The 16227-nt window shown below is 39.7% G+C and carries 15 protein-coding genes; 2 read left to right on the top strand and 13 right to left on the bottom strand.

Annotation, left to right across the window (positions count from 1 at the left end):
• Positions 1-19 precede the first annotated feature (19 nt).
• Entirely contained in the window at positions 20-1129 is a 1110-nt protein-coding gene (locus FB379_RS01370; protein WP_144596761.1) for an MGDG synthase family glycosyltransferase, read from the bottom strand.
• A gap of 142 nt (positions 1130-1271) precedes the next feature.
• Between FB379_RS01370 and FB379_RS01365 the strand changes: the two genes are divergently transcribed.
• A complete protein-coding gene (locus FB379_RS01365; protein ID WP_063388033.1) occupies positions 1272-1826 on the top strand; it encodes a YkoP family protein in 555 nt (184 codons plus the stop codon).
• Between the two features lie 456 nt (positions 1827-2282).
• Here the strand turns inward: FB379_RS01365 and FB379_RS01360 are convergent, their stop codons facing one another.
• Positions 2283-2729: a GatB/YqeY domain-containing protein gene (locus FB379_RS01360; RefSeq protein ID WP_063388172.1), complete on the bottom strand. Its 447-nt coding sequence runs from the start codon at positions 2727-2729 to the stop codon at positions 2283-2285.
• Between the two features lie 19 nt (positions 2730-2748).
• Positions 2749-2922 (bottom strand): 30S ribosomal protein S21, encoded by a 174-nt coding sequence (rpsU, locus tag FB379_RS01355; protein ID WP_063388032.1) that lies wholly within the window; start codon positions 2920-2922, stop codon positions 2749-2751.
• A 343-nt stretch (positions 2923-3265) separates the two neighbouring features.
• On the opposite strand from rpsU, the gene FB379_RS01350 reads away from it, so the two are divergent.
• Positions 3266-4213, top strand: coding sequence for a Na/Pi symporter (locus FB379_RS01350; protein ID WP_144596759.1), 948 nt, complete (start codon positions 3266-3268; stop codon positions 4211-4213).
• Between the two features lie 73 nt (positions 4214-4286).
• Here the strand turns inward: FB379_RS01350 and deoC are convergent, their stop codons facing one another.
• The 10 genes from deoC to lepA all read right to left on the bottom strand — a co-directional run bounded on the left by deoC (position 4287) and on the right by lepA (position 16058).
• A complete protein-coding gene (gene deoC / locus FB379_RS01345; protein ID WP_144596757.1) occupies positions 4287-4946 on the bottom strand; it encodes a deoxyribose-phosphate aldolase in 660 nt (219 codons plus the stop codon).
• A gap of 69 nt (positions 4947-5015) precedes the next feature.
• Positions 5016-6362: a tRNA (N(6)-L-threonylcarbamoyladenosine(37)-C(2))-methylthiotransferase MtaB gene (gene mtaB / locus FB379_RS01340; RefSeq protein ID WP_066250569.1), complete on the bottom strand. Its 1347-nt coding sequence runs from the start codon at positions 6360-6362 to the stop codon at positions 5016-5018.
• Between the two features lie 5 nt (positions 6363-6367).
• Positions 6368-7123, bottom strand: coding sequence for a 16S rRNA (uracil(1498)-N(3))-methyltransferase (locus FB379_RS01335; protein WP_144596755.1), 756 nt, complete (start codon positions 7121-7123; stop codon positions 6368-6370).
• Between the two features lie 11 nt (positions 7124-7134).
• Entirely contained in the window at positions 7135-8070 is a 936-nt protein-coding gene (gene prmA, locus FB379_RS01330; protein WP_063388027.1) for a 50S ribosomal protein L11 methyltransferase, read from the bottom strand.
• Between the two features lie 18 nt (positions 8071-8088).
• The gene (gene dnaJ, locus FB379_RS01325) at positions 8089-9219 is read right to left on the bottom strand and encodes a molecular chaperone DnaJ (RefSeq protein WP_063388026.1); all 1131 of its coding nucleotides are present in this window, start codon (positions 9217-9219) and stop codon (positions 8089-8091) included.
• Between the two features lie 142 nt (positions 9220-9361).
• Entirely contained in the window at positions 9362-11194 is a 1833-nt protein-coding gene (gene dnaK / locus FB379_RS01320) for a molecular chaperone DnaK (RefSeq protein ID WP_063388025.1), read from the bottom strand.
• Between the two features lie 33 nt (positions 11195-11227).
• Positions 11228-11860 (bottom strand): nucleotide exchange factor GrpE, encoded by a 633-nt coding sequence (grpE, locus tag FB379_RS01315; RefSeq protein ID WP_277874773.1) that lies wholly within the window; start codon positions 11858-11860, stop codon positions 11228-11230.
• A gap of 52 nt (positions 11861-11912) precedes the next feature.
• Positions 11913-12938, bottom strand: a complete 1026-nt coding sequence (gene hrcA, locus FB379_RS01310; RefSeq protein ID WP_063388023.1) for a heat-inducible transcriptional repressor HrcA — start codon at positions 12936-12938, stop codon at positions 11913-11915.
• An 81-nt stretch (positions 12939-13019) separates the two neighbouring features.
• Positions 13020-14165 (bottom strand): radical SAM family heme chaperone HemW, encoded by a 1146-nt coding sequence (gene hemW / locus FB379_RS01305; protein WP_144596751.1) that lies wholly within the window; start codon positions 14163-14165, stop codon positions 13020-13022.
• Between the two features lie 63 nt (positions 14166-14228).
• Positions 14229-16058: a translation elongation factor 4 gene (lepA, locus tag FB379_RS01300; RefSeq protein ID WP_144596749.1), complete on the bottom strand. Its 1830-nt coding sequence runs from the start codon at positions 16056-16058 to the stop codon at positions 14229-14231.
• Positions 16059-16227: the final 169 nt, after the last annotated feature.

The following is a 16227-nucleotide window of genomic DNA, read 5'->3' as shown; positions in this document are numbered from 1 at the left end:
CTTTAATGGCTTCCAGGAGCTATTCATTCATTAAACGTTTGATCAATCCCGCTGGTTCAATCGGAGCTAAACTTTTATGATATTCATCCACTTTCGATAAAAATTTTGATAGCTGCTTAGATTGCAGCGCTCGAATAATGGAGGCCGAAATATTTGTTTCCTCTTGCCAATTTCGAAAATCAAACACCATCCCGAATTTCGTTAATTTCTCCAAATTTATTTCTTCCTGTCCTGGAAGAGTGTGGTATACAAATATAGGAATTTTTTTGTATAAACATTCGCTGATTGTCACACCCCCGGGCTTTGTCATGATAAAATCGACGCGATTGTACAGATCGTTCATTTGTTCTCTTGAAGAGATGTAAGGCAAAGGAGTAATTCGTGGATGGTTTTGTTTTATTAATCGATCATAAAGCTTTCTGTTTTTTCCGCATAACACCATATAATGGATATCATCATCGCGGCTGATTTTTTCCGTTATCTTCTCTATTGAACCGACGCCTGAACTTCCTCCCGAAATTAATCCTCGATAAAAACGCATGCTATGTACATGTTCATCTTTCCTTTTTGTAAAATTTGGGTGAATAGGAATCCCTGTAACAAAAATCTGTTCTTTTTTTATACCTTTTTCGAGCAAATAATCTTTCATATATGAGTGACCGACAAAATGATAGTCAATTTCTCTTTTTCCCCAAAGATGATGAATAAAAAAATCTGTGTATACATTGATAACAGGGATGTTGATTTGAGAAGAGGCTTTCAGCCTGGCAAGCAAGTAGGAAGGAAGAGCATGAGTACAAACAATCATTTTCGGATTCAATTCATCAATGATCTTTTTTAAATGCCGGAGAAAAAGTGCCTCATAATGGAAAAACCTTTTGGCGCTCTTTTGTTCCGCGAGCACTGACCTGTGGTACATATGGCTGTATGATTTAGGAAAACGGCCAATCCATTGCAAATAAAAGGAAGATATCAGCCTTTCTATTTTTCCAAATTTCGATGACAAAAGATCCATTTTTTCGCAATGAATGTCAGGATCAAGCCGTAACAACCCTTCCATTAGGGCATCAGCTGTTTGATGATGGCCTGAAGGTATGGTCAAAAAAGGAAGATATAAAATTTTTTTCATATCGCTCACCATTGTTATTGATGGAGTTCTTTAAAAGTTTTTTCTTAATTTCGCATGCCTATTCGAAAAAAATTTTTTATAAATAAAAACAATTCGTATGCTAAAAAATAAACTGTAAGAAAAAAAGTGAAAGGTGTTGCAAATGGGAAGGTTGAGATATTGTTTTTTTAAGTTTTGGTGCCTATTGGATCCCATTTATTACCTTTGTTCGCGGCTTGAGTATGTGAGGGACAAGGAGAATAATCGTGACATTTTCCGGGTTCGATTGACAAAATATAAAGGAAGGGAAATAATTCTTTCAGACGGTACAAAAATTAAAAAAAATGATCTTCTGTTAAAAATACATCTTCATAACGTCTATTTAATGAAGGAACTGAATCGTTTTAAGAGCGAAATTCAAAAAGGAAGATACATTTACTCTAAAACAGAAAAAGGGCTGCCAAATATCGTTCAATACTTGCGGAATCATTCACAATTTCATAATGTGAAAGGGATTATTGGAATAACTATTTTAAATAAAGGCTCTGAACGGCTGGGCTTTGAAACGTTTTCCATTCAAAATCCATTTTATAAATGGTATAAGCTTTTGACATTTACCCCTATGTATTTAATCATTCAATATCGTTTCGATAGCTTGAAGCGGCCGCCGAAATATTTAATGATGTCAAAAGAAAAACTGCTCAAACTATATGGATAGAACGGTTTTCGCTTCATCAAAAAAGAGCGTATGAACAGCTCAGGCGCCGCTTATACGCTCCGTCATGTTGATCCCGTTGAGGTTTCAATGAAAATATTTGGGTTAACTCCGAAATAAATCTTTTCCCTTTCAGAGCAAATAGTGCTGTCGTTTTTCCCTGTTCTCACAGCCAGATAGACGTGTGATGGTTTTCCTTTATTGCCGCCGTATTTTCCCGATAATCTTCATTGAGATCAGCGATCTTTCCGAATTGTTGCCCTCTGCTCAATTTTTTGCGGACATTTGCATAGCAGTTATATTCTTTCGCCGACAAGCTTGCTATCAACAACTAAACCACTATTGATGAATTGCAAGGCAGCTACATTCATTAATCGACTGCCGCAGTCCATAGGATGAATCCGCTGCAAAAACTTAAAAGCTTGCCGCACATAGAAAGCGGCAAGCTTTTTACTCGAATTATGAAAGCAAATCCTGAACCAATTTATTGACAAGCGAGCCATCTGCTTTTCCTTTTACTTTTGGCATAACGGCTCCCATTACTTTCCCCATATCGGATTTGGACGTTGCGTTCACTTCCGAAATTGTTGTTTTAATAATTTGTATTAATTCCTCTTCAGATAATTGCTCAGGCATATATTCAGTTATTACTGCAATTTCAGCTTTCACTTTTTCAACTAAATCTGAACGACCTGCATTTTCAAATTCTTGGAGGGAGTCTTTACGTTGCTTTAATTCTCGAGAAAGTACCGTTAATTCCTCTTCTTCAGTCAACTCACTTTTTCCGAGTTTAATCGCTTCATTTTGCAAGGATGCTTTTACCATGCGAATGACTGAAAGGCGATCTTTCTCTTTATTTTTCATCGCTTGCTTCATATCTTGATTTAAACGCTCAAGAAGACCCATAATCAATATACACCCTCTTTTAATATTTACGCTTTCTTGCAGCTTCAGATTTTTTCTTGCGTCTTACGCTAGGCTTCTCATAAAATTCGCGCTTTCTATATTCCTGCAAAGTACCAGTTTTTGATACTTGGCGTCTGAAGCGGCGAAGAGCATCCTCAAGCGATTCGTTTTTACGTACGATCGTTTTAGACATCCTTTTTCCCTCCCTCCGAACAAAGCCAGTTCATGTTCCTTATCAAAAAGAACATTTACTAAGTTAGTATAATATAATCGATTTATTTGGTCAATGTTCAAAACATCTTTCCTATTCCTTATGACTTTTTTTACCGGACAGGTTTACAAGACTGTTTCATATCAGCTTTTGTATGGAAGAATTTCCAAATTCATTATGTATATAAGGTAATGATTCAAGATCGTTTGAAAGCCGCCAAACAGGCTGTCTGAAAAAATATAACTAGTTCGATTGAAAAAAAATTACTCGTTCATAAGGTCTTATTGTGACACCTTGTCCATAGACTGTTGATGAGGTGGTTTTCATGGGAATGCAATTGCTGTTATTATTTTTTTCTTGTTTCCTTTTATTTTTTTGCGGAATGGCAATGATGAAATACGGATTTCAGCAAATGTCCCATAGGCAGCTGGAGAAATGGCTGTACAACTGCACGAATGCCCCAATCAAATCCTTTCTAACCGGCATGATTGCAACAGCTCTTGTTCATAGCAGTTCTCTAGTGATGGTGATTACAGTTAGTTTTGTTTCCGCTGGTTTGTTAAAGTTTAAAGATGCAATTGGAATTATTTTAGGTTCCAATGTCGGGACGACCTTTACGACCGAATTTCTAGCCGTTGAAATAGATGACTATTTAGGGATGATGTTTGCAATTTCTCTTCTTCTCATGCTTTTTAAAAATAGAATTTTATTTTCATTAGGCTGTTCATGCTTCGGCATATCGTGTATATTTTTAGCTTTGAACGGGTTTGAAAAAGCTGCTTTTCTTTTGTCTGACCTGCAGGTTATGTCTGATCTGCTTGCCAAATCGAGTGACCATTTGCTTTTTTCTGTCGGAATAAGCGCGGTCTTCACCGGAATTATTCAATCATCAACTGCATTAATCGGAATTGTCATGAGCTTTATGAACGAACAGCTGCTGCCATTAGAAACAGGATTAGCTTTTGTTCTCGGCGCAAATATCGGCACCTGCATTACAGCTTTATTGGCCTCGATCGGCTCTAAACAAGAAGCGAAATATACTGCTTTTGCCCATCTTTGGCTGAATGTGTTTGGAGTGATCCTGTTCGTTCCGCTTATTCCTTTTTTCGCAAATAATTTAAAATTGTTAACAAATGAACCAGATTTCCAAATCGCTCACTTTAGCCTGATTTTTAACTTGATAACTTCTTTAATCATTCTCCCGTTTGCGAATCAATATGCAAATTTTGTATTATGGTGGACAAAAACTATTTCAGCATGGATAAAAAAATAATCCCGCAACAAACTGCGGGAAAACTTTTTTAAACTAAATGTAAAAAATCCAGCAATTCTGTGATTATAATAGATTAACGTTCACTTCCTTTTATAATCGCCACTCCAGAACTAGTACCAATTCTTGTCGCACCGGCTTCTATCATCATGATCGCAGTTTTATAATCGCGGATTCCGCCAGATGCTTTCACGCCGAATTTCGGACCTACTACTGCACGCATAAGCTTCACATCGTCAACTGTTGCACCACCGGTAGAAAATCCTGTCGATGTTTTGACAAAATCTGCTCCGGCTTTTACAGCTAGCTCACACGCTTTTCTTTTCTCATCAACATTTAATAGACATGTTTCAATAATCACCTTTATCAAAGCTTTTCCGTTTGCCGCTTCAACGACAGCACGAATATCTTCTTCAACGGCATGATAACGCTGATCCTTTAATGCGCTGATGTTTATCACCATATCTAATTCCGCTGCACCTTTTTGAACCAACTCTGTCGTTTCATATGCCTTTACTTCAGTAGTTGTTGCTCCAAGTGGAAAACCAATCACTGAGCAAACTTTCACATCTGATTTTTGCAGCAAATTAGCTGCTGTTTCCACCCATACGGGGTTAACACAGACAGATGCAAATCCGTACTCCTTCGCCTCAAAACAAAGCTTTTCAATATCTGCCTGCGTGACATCCGGCTTTAAAACAGTATGGTCAATATACTTCGCAATTTCCCTTTTCATGAGAAGGCTCCCTTCATAAAAAGTGGTACAGCTTACAACAAAGTCTGTTTTACACAAGAAAAAGCTAGATTAAGAAGACTTCTGTAAATAGTCTTCATCGACTATACGGACTACTTGTCCTTCATTATATGGATAGCCAGCCTTAGTTAATTTCACCTTCACAATTTTCCCAACCATCTCTTTCGTCGCCGGAAAAACAACTTTTAAATAATTGTCCGTATATCCTTCATATTTGCCGCTGTCTGGAGCTTCTTTATAAGGTTCTTCTGGAATAACCTCCAGTACTTGTCCCTCAAATTTTGAGGCATATTCTTTTGCTAGTTGATCGCTTAATGCGATCAGCCGGTGTACGCGTTCGTTTTTTATGTCTTCGTCAACTTGATTTTCCATTCGGGCAGCTGGTGTTCCTGTCCGCTTCGAATAAGGGAAAACATGAAGCTCAGAATAACGGTGTTCTTTAACAAAGTTGTATGTTTCCATAAATTCTTCTTCCGTTTCACCCGGGAAACCTACAATCACATCAGAAGTTACCGCAAGCCCAGGCAAAGCTTCCCGCAGCCGTTTCAGACGCTCAGCATAAAATTCCGTCGTATATTTACGGCGCATCCGCTTTAAGACACTGTTTGATCCTGATTGAAGCGGTATATGCAAATGGCGGACAATTTTATCGGACGTTTTCAGCACTTCAATTACTTCATCAGTTATTTGGCTCGCTTCAATTGAAGAAATTCTAAGCCGCTTTAATCCTTTCACTTCAGAATCAATATCGCGAAGAAGCTGCGCAAAATTATAATCTTTTAAATCTTCCCCATATCCTCCTGTATGGATGCCGGTTAAAACAATTTCTTTGTATCCAGCATCCACCAGCTTTTGAGCCTGTTTAATCACTTCTTTTGGATCCCGGCTCCGCATAAGACCGCGTGCCCAAGGAATAATACAAAACGTGCAAAAATTATTGCAGCCTTCTTGTATTTTTAAAGACGCCCGCGTCCGGTCTGTAAAGGAAGGTACGTCCATCTCCTCGAATACCCGAGCTTTCATAATGTTTGTCACACCGTTGATCGGCTGGCGCTCCTTCTTAAACTGCTCAATATAATCGAGCATTTTTTTTCGATCTTGTGTACCGACAACGATATCAACCCCAGGAATGGCCATGACTTCTGCGGGTGCCGTTTGCGCATAACAACCTGTAACGCAAATAACACTGTCAGGGTTTTTGCGGATCGCTCTCCGTATTACTTGGCGGCTTTTTTTATCACCTGTATTCGTCACCGTACAAGTGTTAATGACATATACATCCGCAATCGCTTCAAAATCCCGGCGCTCATATCCCGCTTCTTTAAATAGCTGCCAAATAGCTTCTGTTTCATAATGATTTACCTTACATCCTAATGTATGAAAAGCAACAGTCGGCATGTTTTTCACCTCGACAGTTCAAAATGATAGGATACTGCAGATAATAAATAAAGAGGAGCCGTTTCCGCCCGCAATATTCTCGGACCTAGCCCGCATAAAAGAAAGCCGTTATTGGATAACTGCTTAATCTCCTCGGCTGTAAAACCTCCTTCTGGTCCAAAAACAGCGAATAATGATCCTCCCCGCTGCAAAGAATTTAAAGCACGAAATAAATTGCTCGTTTCACCTTTTTTTGCATGCTCTTCATAAGCGACAATTTTTACATCGGCTGATGCAGCATAAGAAATGACATCCTTTAATGAAGCTGGCTTCGTCACCTCAGGAATTATGGTCCGATGTGACTGTTCCGCAGCTTCTTTCGCAATTTTATTCCACCGCTCTAATTTTTTATTTATTTTACCTTCATTTAATTTTACAATTGAACGAGCAGCATTAAAAGGGATAAACTTGGAAGCACCAAGCTCCGTCCCTTTTTGAATGACGAGCTCCAATTTATCCCCTTTAGGCAGCCCATTCGCTAATATCACTTTTACCGGAAGCTCGGAATTGTTCTCGATCCACTCTAAAATGGAACAGCATACTTTATCGGCAGATATTTGAACAATTTGGCAAAGGGCTGAATATCCATCCTTTGTTACACATATAATTTGATCATTCTGTTTCATCCGCATCACCCGGGAAATGTGGTGGACATCTTCCCCGGTGATGTCAATAATATCAGTTAATTCTTTTTTTGCATAATGAATAAAATAACGCTGCATCTTCAATCCCTCTATTTTTTTGCGATAAAGGCGACCCAATCTTCCATCGTCATCGTCTCTTCAATCGTAAAACCAGCTTCGATTAAAGCTTGCTCCACTTCGTGTTTTTTGTTTTGAATAATTCCGGAAGTAATAAAATAACCGCCGTTTTCTAAACGCTCATGCGCATCACGAACAAATCGCAATATGACTTCAGCTAATATGTTTGCAACAATTACGTTCGCTTTAACATCGATATCGTCCAACAAATTGTTTTGCTTGACTTGAACAAGATGCTGCACTTTATTCAATTTAACATTTAATCGCGCGCTGTCCACTGCAACTGGATCCAAATCAAGTGCGATGACTTTATCGGCCCCCAGCAAAGCACTCGCGATGCTCAATACGCCTGACCCTGTACCGACATCAATTACAATATTTCCCTTTTGCACCTTTTTTTCAAGTGCTTGTATGCAGAGAACTGTTGTTGGATGGGTTCCAGTTCCAAACGCCATACCAGGATCCAATTCAATGATCAGTTCATCGGTGTGAGCAGGTTCATACAGCTCCCATGTGGGGACAATCGTAAATTTTTTTGAAACCTTCACAGGACGGTAATATTTCTTCCAAGCGGTAGCCCATTCTTCCTCATTAACTTCACTAATTGTAATATGGTTCCGCCCCAAATCAATATCATACAACAGCAGGTTATTTATCCGTTCTTTTATCCCTTCCACCGTCTCGCCTAAAAAGCTATTCACAGGAAGGTACGCTTTAATGATGACACCTTCATCAGGATAGTCTTCAGGATCAAGCTGATATATTTCTCCATATTGATCTTCTCTTTCTTTTATAAGATCATACGGATCTTCAATAACTACTCCACCAGCACCCGCTTCATGTAAAATATTAGAGATAGGTTCAACAGCTTCTTCCGTTGTATGGATGCTAATCTCTGACCACTTCATTTTAGTAACCCCAATCCTTTAATCTCCTTTAAACGCCCGCTTCACTTTATCAAAAAAACTTTCTTCCTGTACATCAGGTTGATTCCCGCTGATAGCCGCAAATTCCCGCAGCAATTCTTTTTGTTTTTCCGTAAGGTTAGTTGGTGTAACGACGCGAACAGTTACATATTGATCTCCTATGCCATGGCCGTGAACATTTTTGATCCCTTTTCCAGACAGTCTGAATTTTCGGCCTGTCTGCGTGCCTGCAGGTATTTTTAATTTCACTTTACCGTATAAAGTAGGAACTTCAATCTCATCTCCAAGCGCAGCTTGTGCGAATGTCAGCGGCATTTCACAATAGATGTCATCACCATCGCGGACGAAAAATTCGTGTTCCTGTACGTGGAAAACAATATATAAATCACCTGATGGACCGCCGTTAATTCCCGGCTCTCCTTTCCCTTGTATGCGGAGCTGCTGACCGTCATCTACACCAGCTGGAATTTTTACTTGGATTTTTCTGCGTTTCTTCACTTTTCCGCTGCCGCCACAAGTTGTACAGCGATGTCTGATAAATTTACCTGTTCCGTTACATTGATAACAAACGCGCCGATTCACAAAAACACCAAAAGCTGTTCGCTGCTCTGAGCTGATTTGACCCGAACCTCCGCAATGCGGACAAGTTTCCGGAGTAGTACCAGGTTTCGCTCCTGAACCGTGGCAAGTATCACATGTTTCTTCGCTAGGAATTTCAATTGTCGTTTCCTTTCCGAACGCAGCTTCTTCAAATGAAATCGTCATCGTATATTGAATATCTGCACCTGCTCGAGGAGCATTCGGATCTCTTCTTCTTCCTCCGCCAAAGATCGAACTGAATAAGTCATCAAATCCAAATCCCCCGAAATCCGCTTCAAATTCTTCACCGTTAAAGCCGCCGAAGCCTTGAGTAGCACCTGCATGACCGTAGCGGTCATATTGGGCTCTTTTTGTGTCGTCGCTTAACACTTCATACGCTTCTTTTACTTCTTTGAATTTTTCGGGCGCGTCTGGGTCTTTGTTAATATCCGGATGATATTTTTTGGACAGCTTGCGATAGGCTTTTTTAATCTCCTCTTTTGTTGCGTTCTTACTAACTCCAAGCACCTCATAGTAATCACGCTTCGCCATATATTCACACTCCCGATTTCTCACATAGAGTAAATTTTAACATTGACAAACGGAAGAAAGCAACTGTTAACCGCCTTTACTGAAAAAAGTCAAAGTCAAGACATGCCTGACTTTGACTTATCCATTTTCAGATTAAAACATTTTATTTGTCATCTACTTCTTTATATTCAGCGTCAATGACATCATCGTCATTTTTATTTTTGTTTTCAGAATTATTTTGTTGATTATTTGTCTGTGCTTGTTTAGCCGCTTCCTCATAAAGTTTTACAGAAAGGTTTTGAACGATTTCTTGAAGTTCTTCTTTTTTCGCTTTTATTTGATCGAAATCATTTTTATCAATCGCTTCTTTTAATGCGTCTTTTATTTCGTTTGCTTTTTTCACTTCTGCTTCGTCAACTTTTCCTTGCAGCTCTTTTAATGTTTTTTCTGTCGTAAAGACAAGCTGGTCAGCTTCATTTCTCAATTCTGCCTGTTCTTTTCGTTTTTTGTCAGCTTCAGCGTTTTCTTCCGCTTCCTTAATCATGCGCTCAATTTCTTCTTCGGATAATCCCGTGGATGATTTAATTGTAATTTTTTGTTCTTTTCCAGTTCCTAAATCCTTAGCACTTACGTTCACAATTCCGTTTTTGTCGATATCAAACGTTACCTCGATTTGCGGCACTCCTCGCGGCGCAGGCGGGATATCTGTTAATTGGAAGCGTCCTAATGTTTTATTGTCAGCAGCCATCGGACGTTCCCCTTGCAGAACGTGAATATCGACCGCAGTTTGGTTGTCAGCAGCAGTTGAAAAGATTTGCGACTTGCTCGTTGGGATCGTAGTGTTCCGTTCAATCAGTTTTGTAAACACTCCGCCCATCGTTTCAATTCCAAGCGATAATGGAGTAACGTCTAGGAGCACAACGTCCTTCACATCACCTGTGATGACACCGCCTTGAATTGCAGCACCTAACGCAACGACTTCGTCCGGGTTAACGCCTTTATGAGGCTCTTTGCCAATTTCCTTTTTAATCGCTTCTTGAACAGCAGGAATCCGAGTGGAGCCTCCGACTAAAATTACTTTATCGATATCGTTTTTCGTTAAACCAGCGTCGCTCAATGCTTGGCGAACAGGACCCATAGTTTTTTCTACAAGATGCGCAGACAATTCTTCAAATTTTGCCCGCGTTAATGTCACTTCCAGATGAAGCGGTCCTTGTTCACCTGCAGTAATAAACGGCAAAGAAATTTGTGTTGATGTTACGCCTGATAAGTCTTTTTTCGCCTTTTCCGCAGCATCCTTCAATCTTTGCAGAGCCATTTTGTCTTTGGAAAGATCAATGCCATTTTCTTTTTTAAATTGATCTACTAAATAGTCAATAATGACTTGGTCAAAGTCATCACCGCCGAGATGGTTGTCGCCCGCTGTTGCTCTTACTTCAAAAACACCGTCCCCAAGTTCAAGAATGGACACATCAAATGTACCGCCGCCCAAGTCATAAACTAAAATGGTTTGATCTTCATCCATTTTGTCAAGACCGTAAGCTAAAGCAGCTGCAGTCGGCTCATTGATAATCCGTTCAACTTCAAGACCGGCTATTCTTCCTGCATCTTTTGTTGCTTGGCGCTGAGCATCGTTAAAATAGGCAGGAACAGTAATGACAGCTTTTTCTACTTTTTCCCCTAAATAATCTTCTGCATACGATTTTAAATGCTGCAAAATAATAGCAGAAATTTCCTGCGGCGTATATTTTTTTCCGTCAATCTCCACTTTGTAGTCAGTTCCCATGTGGCGTTTAATAGAAATAATTGTATTTGGATTCGTGATCGCTTGGCGTTTTGCAATTTCACCTACTTGACGCTCGCCGTTTTTAAATGCAACAACCGACGGTGTCGTCCGGTTTCCTTCTGGGTTTGGAATCACTTTCGGTTCGCCGCCCTCCAGAACCGCTACACAAGAGTTCGTTGTTCCTAAGTCAATACCGATGATTTTACCCATATATCACAACCTCCTGCTAATTATCATATGTAATTACTCATTAACCTTTACCATAGATGGTCGAATAACCCGGTCTTTCAGTTTGTAGCCTTTTTGCAGCTCTTCCACAACAACATTGGATTCGAAATTTTCGTCTTTCACTTGCATTACCGCTTGATGAAGGTGCGGATCAAACGGTTTCCCAACCGCTTCGATCACTTCAACTCCTTCATTTTCAAGTGCTTGAAGGATCTGACGGTAAACCATTTCCATGCCCTGCAAAACGGATTTTGTTTTTTCATCCTCTGCCTCAATTTTCAACGCCCGTTCAAAATTATCAATTGCAGGCAAAAGATCTGATATTAAACTTTGCGCACGATATTTTTGCTGTGCTTCCATATCAAGCCTGCTGCGCCGGCGAAAATTTTCAAAATCGGCCTGAGCTCTAAGCATGCGATTTTCCATTTCCTCCAGCTTTGCCTCAAGCTCAGCGATCTTTTCATTCGCTTTCACCAATTCCTCTTCAGCATTTGAAGAAGATTGGTCTTCACCATTTTCCTCTTGGCTGCCCTCTTGGCGCAATTCTTCTTGATCAGGCATTTCTTCTTTCTCGTTTTCGGCTTTCTCGTTATTGTATTCAACTTCTTCTTGGATTGTTTGTTCTTTTTCAGTCTGATCGTTTGCCATCATTTCACCTCCCTTAAAGTGCAAAGGAAAAGGGATGGAGAATTCCCCCATCCTATCCTTGATATAGCTTTGTTAAAACTTGTGATAAATCTTTCGAGAAAAATTTTAAAAGGCTGATGACCCTTGAATAATCCATTCGTTTCGGGCCAAGCACCGCGACTGTGCCGATTTGCTTCTCGCCAATTGAATAGGTGGCAGTAATTAAGCTGCAGTTTTCCATAGCAGATATTTTATTTTCCGTGCCAATTTTCACCGTAATGCCTGACGGGTTTGTCTTTAGCAAATCATACAGTTCATCTTCTTGTTCTATGAAATCTAAAAATGTTTGAATTTGAGAGACATCGCGGAACTCCGGCTGGCTCAAAATATTCGTTTTTCCTCCGAAATATATTTTTTCGTGACCTACATTCAGCGTGCCAGTAATCAATTTTAATAAAATATCATAATTTCTAATATGCTTCCGTAAAATGTTTGCAATTTCCTTGTATATTTTATCCTTTAATTCGCTTAGAGGCACGCCGGCAAGCTTTTCATTTAAAATATTTACGATTTTTTCCAGTTCGCTCATGTCTATTTTTTCGGGAAAAGTAATCATTTTATTCTCAACATGGCCTGTGTTAGTTACAAATATGGCAACCGCCTTATCTTCGTTAATTGGAACGATTTGCAAACGTTTGAGTCGGTTCTCCGAAACTTTCGGACCTAAAACAATCGCTGTATAGCTTGTAAGCTCAGATAAAATTTGAGCTGATTTTTGAACAAGCGTTTCTAATTCATATATTTTCTCGGCGAAAATGGATCTTATCGCCATAATTTCTTTTTTCGTTAATTTTTTTGGTGACAATAAATGGTCGACATAGTATCTATACCCTTTTTCGGACGGCACTCTGCCTGATGACGTATGGGTCTTTTCAATCAATCCTAATTCTTCCAAGTCCGCCATTTCATTTCGGATTGTAGCCGAGCTGAACGTAATCGATTCCTTTTTCGATAAAGAACGGGAGCCAACCGGCTGAGCATATTGAATAAAATCATCAATTATAATTTGCAAAATTAATAATTGACGATCTGTCAGCAAGGAACATCACCTCTGTTAGCACTCATATTACTCGAGTGCTAATTCTATGATAAAGTTATCAAATGAAAGAAGAATTGTCAATTAACTAACTGCGAGAAATGCTTGAAATACTTCATTGCCTAAAAGCATTCCTTTTCTTGTTAAAAAAAGATGTGATGCACTTTCAGATAAAAGACCTTTTCTTAATTGTTCTTCAATTTGCGGGCCAAATACTTCCCCAACATCTAATCCGTATTTATCTTGGAACCGTTTTTTGGAAACCCCTCTGATCGTCCGCAATCCAAGAAACATTTCTTCCTCCATCATTTCTTCTTTTGTCAGCATATTCTCCGAAACAAAAGCCGTTCCATTATTTTTATAAATCATTTCAATATATTTTTTCAGCGGTCGAGCGTTTTCCCGCCGGATCCCGTCCAAATAGCTGTGTGCTCCAGCTCCAAATCCATAGTAATGGTTATTATGCCAATACGTTAAATTATGTTTGCTTTCAAAGCCTTTGCGTGCGAAATTGCTTAATTCATACTGATGGTATCCGTGCCGTTCCATTTCATTCATAACGGTCTCATACATAAACGCCTCTTCCTCTTGAGAAGGAAGCAAAAGCTTTCCTTTTCGCATTAAATTATAAAACACCGTTTTCGGTTCTACGATTAGCGAATAAGCAGACATATGCTGGACCTCTAATGAAAATGCAACGGAAAGAGTTTCTTTCCATTCTTCTATCATTTGGCCGGGAAGACCGTACATAAGATCTATGCTAATATTTTCAAAGCCTAGCGATCTTGCCCGTTCAACTGCTTGAAATACTGTTTCTTTATTATGAGTCCTTCCAATTTTTTTCAGCAATGAATCTTGAAAGGCTTGCACTCCGATGGATAGGCGATTGACTCCGGCGTTTTTCAATACAGACAGCTTTTCCATCGTTAATTGATCTGGATTGCATTCAACTGTAAATTCAACTACGGATTGCATCGGCAAAGTTTGATGTATGCTCTCCATTAAATGATCGAGCTGTTTGGCTGACAGGGAAGTAGGCGTACCGCCGCCGATAAATATCGTTTTTAATTCTTCATTTAATACTTGATCCTCCATTGCCTTTATCATTTCCAAACGCAGTGCTTGCAAATAGTCATCAACAGGCTGGTTTTGTAAAAAAAATTTATTGAAATCACAGTAGTGGCATATTTGTTCGCAAAACGGGATATGAATATACGCGGCTTCAGCCATTTTTCATTCTCCTGCCTTTCCAAAGCGCTAATGCCGCAGCAATGGCTGCGGCACTCGTCAACATCATTTTTGGTTTTCATCCATTTTCAGCACAGCCATGAAGGCTTCTTGCGGCACTTCGACAGAGCCGACTTGTTTCATTCGTTTTTTTCCTTCTTTTTGTTTTTCAAGAAGCTTCCGTTTACGCGACACATCTCCACCGTAACATTTTGACAACACATTTTTACGTAAAGCTTTAATCGTTGAACGTGCGATGACCTTGTTTCCAATTGCAGCCTGAACAGGAACTTCAAATTGCTGCCTTGGAATAAGCTCTTTTAATTTTTCAACGATAGCTTTGCCGCGTTCATAGGCGCTGTCACGATGAACAATGAAGGATAAAGCATCGATTTTCTCCCCGTTTAAAAGAATATCCATTTTCACAAGTTTTGAAGGTTTGTAGCCAATGAGTTCGTAGTCAAACGAAGCATACCCTTTTGTGCTTGATTTCAACTGATCAAAAAAATCATAAACGATTTCCGAAAGGGGGATTTCATAAACAATATTGACTCTCGTTTCATCCAAATATTGCATATCTATGAATTGGCCGCGTTTTCCTTGGCAAAGCTCCATCACCGCACCAACATAGTCGTTTGGAGCCATAATCCCGGCTTTCACATAAGGCTCTTCTATTCGGTCAATTTTTTGCGGATCCGGCATGTTCGAAGGGTTATCAACTTGAACCATGCTGCCGTCTGTTAAATAAACATGATAAATAACGCTAGGCGCCGTCGTAATTAAATCAATATGAAATTCCCTTTCAATTCTCTCTTGGATGATTTCCATATGCAGCAGACCTAAAAAGCCGCAGCGAAATCCAAAGCCCAGCGCTTGCGATGTTTCAGGTTCAAATTGCAATGCGGAGTCATTCAGCTGCAATTTTTCAAGAGCATCACGTAAATCGTTGTATTTTGCCGTATCTATTGGATACATCCCGCAAAAGACCATCGGATTTAATTTTCGGTACCCCGGCAGAGGCTCGGCAGCCGGATTGACAGCGCTAGTGATCGTATCACCAACTCGTGTGTCACTAACATTTTTAATGGAAGCCGTTAAATAACCGACGTCGCCAACCGTGAGCTCCTGTACAGGATGCGCTTTTGGCTTGAAAACACCGACTTCCGTTACTTCAAATTCTTTCCCCGTCGCCATCATTTTTATACGGTCTCCGACTTTTACCGTACCATCAAAAATGCGTATATAAGCAACAACTCCACGGTATGCATCATACAGAGAATCAAATATAAGCGCTTTGAGCGGTGCGTCTGGGTCACCTTGCGGAGCTGGGACTTTTTGAACAATTTGTTCTAAAATTTCTTCGATGCCGATTCCTGCTTTTGCTGATGCCAACACAGCCTCAGAAGCATCAAGCCCAATCACGTCTTCAATTTCTTGTCGCACTCGTTCAGGCTCAGCGCTCGGCAAGTCAATCTTATTAATAACAGGCAAAATTTCTAAGTCGTTGTCAATCGCTAAATAGACGTTCGCCAGCGTTTGCGCTTCGATCCCTTGCGCCGCATCCACAACTAAAATGGCGCCTTCACAGGCAGCCAAGCTTCTCGAAACCTCATACGTAAAATCAACATGTCCAGGGGTATCAATTAAATGAAAAATATATTCATTCCCGTCTTTCGCTTTATATGATAACTGAACCGCATTCAGTTTAATTGTTATACCTCTTTCGCGTTCAAGATCCATCGAATCGAGCAGCTGCTCTTTCATTTCCCTTTGGGTAACAGCAGCTGTTTTTTCCAGAATCCGGTCAGCTAGTGTTGATTTCCCGTGATCTATATGAGCAATGATGGAAAAATTGCGAATTCTCTTCTGGCGTTCTAATTTTTCTTCCCTTTTCATATTTTTGTCACCACTCCTACTAGCCAACTACACTAGCTTTGATTATATCAGTAGAAAATTGGAGATTCAATGAAAATTTATTCTGTGATTGAATACGCAAAACAGGGATCAGAATGACTGTCTGAACCCTGTTTTGAAATAGACTAGACCTGCGGATTGCTTCAAGTCT

Origin of the sequence: Aeribacillus composti (genome assembly GCF_007827555.1) — a bacterium.
Taxonomy (GTDB): domain Bacteria; phylum Bacillota; class Bacilli; order Bacillales; family Aeribacillaceae; genus Aeribacillus; species Aeribacillus composti.
The sequence above is the reverse complement of the archived record's forward strand: the minus strand, read 5'-3'. Positions and strand labels throughout refer to the sequence as shown.